The organism is Nocardia sp. NPDC051911, assembly GCF_040681035.1.
Taxonomy (GTDB): Bacteria; Actinomycetota; Actinomycetes; order Mycobacteriales; family Mycobacteriaceae; genus Nocardia; species Nocardia sichangensis.
Map to the genome: position 1 here is coordinate 44,511 of NZ_JBFAXY010000044.1, position 6,006 is coordinate 50,516.

Annotated in this window: 9 protein-coding genes and 1 riboswitch; of the genes, 5 read left to right on the top strand and 4 right to left on the bottom strand. The window is 67.7% G+C overall.

Annotated features, from left to right (window positions below; all coding sequences use genetic code 11):
• The first annotated feature begins 534 nt into the window (after positions 1-534).
• Positions 535-648, top strand: a riboswitch (SAM riboswitch).
• Between the two features lie 47 nt (positions 649-695).
• The 3 genes from AB0L97_RS35085 (at position 696) to AB0L97_RS35095 (ending at position 2,725) form a co-directional block, all read left to right on the top strand.
• Positions 696-2,015: an aminotransferase class V-fold PLP-dependent enzyme gene (locus AB0L97_RS35085; RefSeq protein WP_364438358.1), complete on the top strand. Its 1,320-nt coding sequence runs from the start codon at positions 696-698 to the stop codon at positions 2,013-2,015.
• 112 nt (positions 2,016-2,127) lie between these two features.
• Entirely contained in the window at positions 2,128-2,439 is a 312-nt protein-coding gene (locus tag AB0L97_RS35090) for a type II toxin-antitoxin system RelE/ParE family toxin (protein ID WP_364438361.1), read from the top strand.
• Between the two features lie 34 nt (positions 2,440-2,473).
• A complete protein-coding gene (locus tag AB0L97_RS35095; protein ID WP_356963535.1) occupies positions 2,474-2,725 on the top strand; it encodes a helix-turn-helix transcriptional regulator in 252 nt (83 codons plus the stop codon).
• Between the two features lie 10 nt (positions 2,726-2,735).
• Here AB0L97_RS35095 and AB0L97_RS35100 read toward each other — a convergent pair whose 3' ends face one another.
• The 3 genes from AB0L97_RS35100 to AB0L97_RS35110 all read right to left on the bottom strand — a co-directional run bounded on the left by AB0L97_RS35100 (position 2,736) and on the right by AB0L97_RS35110 (position 4,275).
• Positions 2,736-3,287: a flavin reductase family protein gene (locus tag AB0L97_RS35100; protein ID WP_364438364.1), complete on the bottom strand. Its 552-nt coding sequence runs from the start codon at positions 3,285-3,287 to the stop codon at positions 2,736-2,738.
• 136 nt (positions 3,288-3,423) lie between these two features.
• Positions 3,424-3,900: a YbaK/EbsC family protein gene (locus tag AB0L97_RS35105; protein WP_356963536.1), complete on the bottom strand. Its 477-nt coding sequence runs from the start codon at positions 3,898-3,900 to the stop codon at positions 3,424-3,426.
• A gap of 54 nt (positions 3,901-3,954) precedes the next feature.
• Entirely contained in the window at positions 3,955-4,275 is a 321-nt protein-coding gene (locus AB0L97_RS35110) for a 2-oxo-4-hydroxy-4-carboxy-5-ureidoimidazoline decarboxylase (protein WP_355079187.1), read from the bottom strand.
• A gap of 182 nt (positions 4,276-4,457) precedes the next feature.
• On the opposite strand from AB0L97_RS35110, the gene AB0L97_RS35115 reads away from it, so the two are divergent.
• Complete coding sequence (locus AB0L97_RS35115; protein ID WP_355079185.1) at positions 4,458-5,279, top strand: crotonase/enoyl-CoA hydratase family protein; 822 nt, start codon at positions 4,458-4,460, stop codon at positions 5,277-5,279.
• A 187-nt stretch (positions 5,280-5,466) separates the two neighbouring features.
• Entirely contained in the window at positions 5,467-5,709 is a 243-nt protein-coding gene (locus AB0L97_RS35120; RefSeq protein ID WP_067794586.1) for a hypothetical protein, read from the top strand.
• A gap of 125 nt (positions 5,710-5,834) precedes the next feature.
• Here AB0L97_RS35120 and AB0L97_RS35125 read toward each other — a convergent pair.
• A partial coding sequence (locus AB0L97_RS35125; RefSeq protein ID WP_364438387.1) for an inorganic diphosphatase occupies positions 5,835-6,006 on the bottom strand: 172 nt, incomplete at its 5' end.

Genomic DNA, 6,006 nt, shown 5'->3' on the forward strand with positions numbered 1-6,006 from the left:
GGTGCTCTGCGCACCTCCCATCGACTCGCCTCACACTTTCCCGTTGTTGTGTCATAGCTGGGTTACCAAAGGGCAAACGCCACGATGGCCAGTTGTCCACGGTACCCGGGGTTGTCGTCGTTCGTTGTTCACCGGAGTGGACGCCGGATCGGCGGGCGTCCTGCGCGTCGTTGCAGGTGGGATCGATATTCGCCGCCGCGACAGGGCAATCGCTGGTCGGTCCGTCGACCCTCGGGTTCGCCGGGAGATCGCTCGTGTGCGGGTGTGATTCCGCTCATCGAAGCGGTGCGGACCTCGGGATGGGCGCGTGCGGCGTCGAGGCTCGTGGCGCCGGCGACCGGTCCGCCGCCTCGGAGCGCGGTCGAAGGCGTCAGTTGCCGAGGGGCGCGTGGGATCCCGAGGCAGCGGCTCGCGCGCTGTCGTCGGGATGCTTGTAAAGGCTCACGCCTGGTGGTTATCTCCACGCGGTGCTCCTGGGGACTCGGGGTCGAACGTGGTTGACAGCGCCGGGGTGCTTCTGCCACCCTCGGGTCAGGTCATGAGTGCCAGCGCGAAGCCCCGGCTTGCTGGCCGGCAACCCTCCTCCGCGGTGGGGTGCTCCGGGTGACGACCCGGCCGCCGCCCGACCGGGCGCGGCAAGCGCGGACTCGACGAATCATGCGATTGCGGGTCCCTGAGCCGACGGGATTCACGTGATGACTACCACTGTCGACAACACCTGTGCCGCTCTCGCCCGGGTCTCCGGCGACGAATTGCTCGTTCCGCTGGTGCAAGGCGGAACGGCCACCTACGCCAACTTCGACTACGCGGCGAGCGCGCCGGCGTTGACGCAGGTCACCGACCGGGTGCAGCAGTTGCTGCCGTACTACGCGAGCGTGCATCGCGGCGCGGGCTACGCCTCCCGGATCTCCACCGAGTGTTACGAGGCCGCCCGCGGGTCGGTCTCCCGGTTCCTCGACGCCGCCGACGACCAAGTGGTGGTGTTCACCCGCAACACCACCGACTCGCTGAACCTGCTCGCGTCCTGCGTGCCCGGCGACACCGTGGTGCTCGACATCGAGCACCACGCCAACTTCCTGCCCTGGACCAGGCAGGGCAGGCGGGTCGTGCAGGCCGCCGACACGGTGGAGGAGACCATCGGCAGGCTGGTCGCCGAACTGTGCAGTAGGCCCGCCGCACTGCTCGCGGTGACCGGTGCGTCGAATGTGACCGGCGAGGTGCTTCCGCTGGAGCGGCTGGCCACCGTCGCGCACCAGTGCGGCGCCCGAATCCTGGTCGACGCGGCACAGCTGGCTCCGCATCGTCGAATCAGCCTGCGCGTCAGCGGAATCGACTATCTGGCGTTCTCCGGCCACAAGCTGTACGCGCCGTTCGGCTCGGGTGTGCTGGTGGGCAGACGGGATTGGCTCGACGCGGCGCGGCCCTACCTCGCGGGCGGGGGCGCGGTGCGTGAGGTGAGTACCGACGCGGCCGAGTGGGCGCCCGCTCCGCAGCGGCACGAAGCCGGGTCGCCGAACGTGCTCGGCGCCGCCGCGCTGGCCGCCGCCTGTGACGCGCTCTGTGCCATCGACGCCGAAACCCTTGCCGCGCACGAACATCGACTCGCCGACCGTCTCCGCGACGGCTTGGCCGAGATTCCTGGCGTTCGGCTGTTGCGCATTTGGACCGACAGCCCCGACTCCGTCGGCATCGTCGCGTTCACCCTGGACGATTTCGCCCCCGGCCAGGTCGCCGCCTTTCTTTCCGCCGAACACGGTATCGGCGTCCGCGACGGACGCTTCTGCGCCCACCCGCTGCTCACCCGCCTCGGCTTGGACGGCGCCCTGCGCGCGAGCATCGGCCTCGGCACCACCTCCGCCGACGTCGACCGCCTGATCGATGCGATAGCCACCCTCGTGGCGACGGGCCCCACCTGGAACTACGCCGCCGAGAACGGCGTATGGAACCCGACTCCCGAAACGCGCCCCTTCACCTCAACAGCCCCCACCGGCGCGGCTCCCTGCCTAGTCGGCTGAAACGACGCTTGTTCCTCGATCTCGTCGAAAAGGGTACTAAGGCTCCCAGGCGATATAGCATTGATGCTATGGGTTGGGTATTGTGGAGTTGGAACCGGAGGTGCGCGATTGGGTGGAAAGGCTCCCCTCGGTCGCATTCGCCCGGGTGGCGTTCTACATCGATTTGCTCGGGGACAAGGGACCGCTGCTCGGCGAGCCGTATACCCGGCAGCTGGACGGTAAGCTGCGGGAACTGCGGTTCTATTTGGACAGTTTCGCGGTCCGGCTCACCTACTGGATTGCACCTGGTCGTCGGATCGTGATGCTGACCGTATTCGTCAAGACGAGGATGCGGGAGCATGCCGAGGTCGAGCGAGCGCGACGAGCGCTCGACCGCTGCATCGCGGAGCGGCATACGGCCGAGGAGGATGAGATCAATGGCTGAGCGTGGTGATTGGGCGGAAATCAGGAACCGCCGGATGAAGGAACCCGGCGCTGCGGAGGCTTACGAAGCGGCTCGGTTGGCTTATGAACTGGGGCGGACAATTCGGCGGATGCGCGAGGAGCGGGGCTGGAGTCAGACCGGGCTGGCCGATGCCGCAGGTATGACCCAGTCCGCGGTCGCCAGGTTCGAGGCGGGTGGGACGGTGCCCAGCCTTCCTGTGCTGGAGCGGCTGGCCCGTGCGCTCGACGCCGAGTTGGTGGTGCAGGTGCGGCCGAGGGTGGCGTAGCGAACTCGGATCAGTCGCCGAGGGCGGTCGGCCGGTAGTAGCGGCCGTTGTAGTACAGCAGCGGAGCGGCGGAGGGCTTCTCATCGGTGTTGTCATGTACCCGGGTGACCAACCCCACGACGAAGGTGTGGTCGCCGATGGGGATCAGTTGGTGCACGGTGGCGCGCAGCCAGATCGGGGTGCCGTGCAGGACCGGTTCGCCGGTGTCGAGGGCGGTCCACAGAGACCGGTCGGTGAAGCGCTCCTCCGCGCTGCGGGAGAACCGGTGGGCGAGGTGCTGCTGGTGCTCGCCGAGGAAATGGATGACGACGGACTCGGCGTCCAACATGCCGGACAGGCTGGAGGAGGTGTGCGCGATGTTAAACGACACCAGCGGCGGGTCCAGCGACAGCGAGGCGAAGGAAGTCGCGGTGAAGCCGACCGGCCCCTGCGGAGAACGCAGCGTGACGACGGTGACGCCGGCCGGATAGTGGCGCATCGACGCGCGATATTGCTCCGCAGTGATGCCGCTCAGATCGTCCGGAACCTGTAGTTCCGTCTCGGGCCGTGGTGCTTCGGTCACAACACGAAACTACGCGGGTCTCACGGCCCGCGGCGGTGGCACATGTCGAACGCGACCCCGGTTGTCGCTGGACCGGGCGGACATCGAGTATCGAAGTTTCGCGGCCTCCGGCACGATCTCGCGACGCCGGCGCCAGTTAGTCGACGTCGATCGGAAGACCCGCGGTGATCCGCAGCAATTCCGGGAACGACGTGCGGAAAATGGTGTTCGGATGCCCGCCCGCCGCCCATACCTCCCGATGGTGCGCCAGCGCGTTGTCGACCCAAGTGGGCAGGTTGGTCGGGTGGCCGACCGGCGCGACGCCGCCGATGGGCTGACCGGTCACCTGGCGCACCATGTCGGCGGGGGCGCGGGTCAGCGTCCCTTCCAGACGCGCGCCGGTCTTCTCCAGGTCGACCTGGTGCGCCCCCGAGACCAGCAGCAACACCGGGTCGTCGTCGAGCAGGAACACCAGTGACTTCGTGATCGCGCCCACGTCGACGCCGAGCGCCCGCGCGGCGTCGTCGGCGGTGTGGGTGGGCTCCGGCTGGGCCACGATGAGACCGTGATGGCCCCGGGAGATGAGGGTGTCCGCGACCCGGCAGGCGACCGGTGGCAATGACGACCTGCGCATCCCACCAGGGTAGAGCGATTGCGGTCGGGACGCCGGGGAAGTCACGCGGTCGGCTCAGTATTCCGGATAGCCCTCGGCCGGGCCGAGCATCCCGGCGATCCGCCCACGGGTTATCCGCGCGAGTTCGGTCACGTCTCGCGCCGAGACCGGTTCGTGCGCAATCCCTTCGAAGGCGCGGTCGACGTCCCGCTGGGACAGCGCGAGCAGTTCGACATCGGCCTTGCTCAGCAGCGCGTCCCGATCGGAATAGGGGCGAGCGTCGGCCAGTGTCGCGGCCCACGTGACGTTGCAGCAGCACTCGTACAGCGCGTGCACCGCGCGGCCGCGTGGCATTTCGTTGAAGCGGTCGAGACCGATCCCGCGATGCATCAGCATGACGTCCTCCGAAGCCGGTGAATGAGGTTTGCTGACTTGCTCATGATCCGCTGTTCTGTCCACCGCGGACCAGTACACCATTGCGAATTTGCGCAGGGTTTACACGCGGCGAGGTTTTCTTTCCGAGTCGCGCATCACCGGGTCGGGACACGGGCTCCGATTTGTCTCGATACGCTGTACAAATGACAGATTGGCAGGCTTTCACCGTCGAAACGAAGGATCACGTCGCGCAGGTGACGTTGATCGGCCCCGGCAAGGGCAACGCGATGGGTCCCGACTTCTGGCGCGAGCTGCCGGAAGTGTTCCAGGCGCTGGACGCCGATCCGGAGGTGCGCGCGATCGTGCTGACCGGCTCCGGCAAACACTTCTCCTACGGTCTGGACCTGCCCGCGATGAGCGGCACGTTCGGCCCGTTGCTGGCCGATCGCGCGCTGGCCGCCCCTCGCACCGACTTCCTCGTCGACGTGCGCAAGATGCAGGCCGCGATCACGGCCGTGGCGGACTGCCGCAAGCCGGTGATCGCGGCGGTGTCCGGCTGGTGCATCGGAGGCGGGCTGGATCTCATCGCGGCGGCCGACATCCGCTACGCCAGCGCGGAGGCGAAGTTCAGTCTGCGCGAGGCGAAGGTCGCGATCGTCGCCGACGTCGGCTCGCTGCAACGGCTGCCCGGCATCATCGGTGAGGGACACCTGCGCGAACTCGCCTACACCGCCAAGGACATCGACGCCGCGCGCGCGGAGAAGATCGGCCTGGTCAACGACGTCTTCCCCGACCAAGACGCAGTGCTGGACGCGGCGCACGCCACCGCGCGGGAGATCGCAGCGAACCCGCCGCTGGTGGTGCAGGGCGTCAAAGACGTGCTGGAGCAGCGGCGCAAGGACGAGATCGCCGCGGGCCTGCGCTACGTCTCCGCGTGGAACGCCGCGTTCCTGCCGTCGGAGGATCTCGCCGAGGCGGTCAAGGCCGTCTTCGAGAAGCGCGCGCCCGAATTCCGCGGCCACTGACACCGGCGGCGCGCTCGCACCCGGGCGGGTGCGCCGTCACCGACCCCAAGGGTGGGTATCGAGGGTGGGCAAGGTGATTCGCCTCAGGGTTGCGTTGCCCTCACCCTAGGGGTGGCTGTGCGAGATGCCGATCGCCCATATCGTTTGAGGTGTCAAAAATTTCATCTCGCATTCAGGAGCAAGAGCGATGCGTATCAAGTCCTTCTTCGCCGCTGGTCTGCTGGCCACCGCTGCCGTCGCCGGGGTGTCGACGGCCGCTTCGGCCTCCGCCGCACCGGTTTACCAGGAGGTCGCCTACGGCGGCACCTACGTCGGCACCTACGCCACGCTGAGCGCGTGCCGGGCCGACGGCGAGTCGCCGAGCACCGGCGGCTACTACTGGGAGTGCATCGAGACCTGGGACGGCTACGACCTGTACATCTACTACTGAGCCACCTGTCACAGAGAAGGGGCATCCGGATTCCGGGTGTCCCTTTTCGCCTTTCGTGACCCCGACCGCGAAGCGGGGAGTCCGGTGTCTGCCGGACTCCCCGCTTTCGTTGTGCCCGAAGGGCTTCAGTGTCCGCCCTGGTCCTTCAACCGCTGGATGGACGCCTGCACCTCGGCCTCGGCCTCGGCCCGCCCGACCCACTCCGAGCCCTTGACGAACTTGCCGGGTTCGAGATCCTTGTAGCGCTCGAAGAAGTGCTTGATCGCGGCCAGCTCGAACTCGGGGACATCCTTCAGA

Bases quoted from the DNA above. Each gene is read 5' to 3' on its own strand.
- AB0L97_RS35085 (WP_364438358.1), top strand. From the start codon at position 696: ATGACTACCACTGTCGACAACACCTGTGCCGCTCTCGCCCGGGTCTCC.
- AB0L97_RS35095 (WP_356963535.1), top strand. From the start codon at position 2,474: ATGAAGGAACCCGGCGCTGCGGAGGCTTACGAAGCGGCTCGGTTGGCT.
- AB0L97_RS35105 (WP_356963536.1), bottom strand. From the start codon at position 3,900: ATGCGCAGGTCGTCATTGCCACCGGTCGCCTGCCGGGTCGCGGACACC.
- AB0L97_RS35110 (WP_355079187.1), bottom strand. From the start codon at position 4,275: ATGCTGATGCATCGCGGGATCGGTCTCGACCGCTTCAACGAAATGCCA.
- AB0L97_RS35115 (WP_355079185.1), top strand. From the start codon at position 4,458: ATGACAGATTGGCAGGCTTTCACCGTCGAAACGAAGGATCACGTCGCG.
- AB0L97_RS35120 (WP_067794586.1), top strand. From the start codon at position 5,467: ATGCGTATCAAGTCCTTCTTCGCCGCTGGTCTGCTGGCCACCGCTGCC.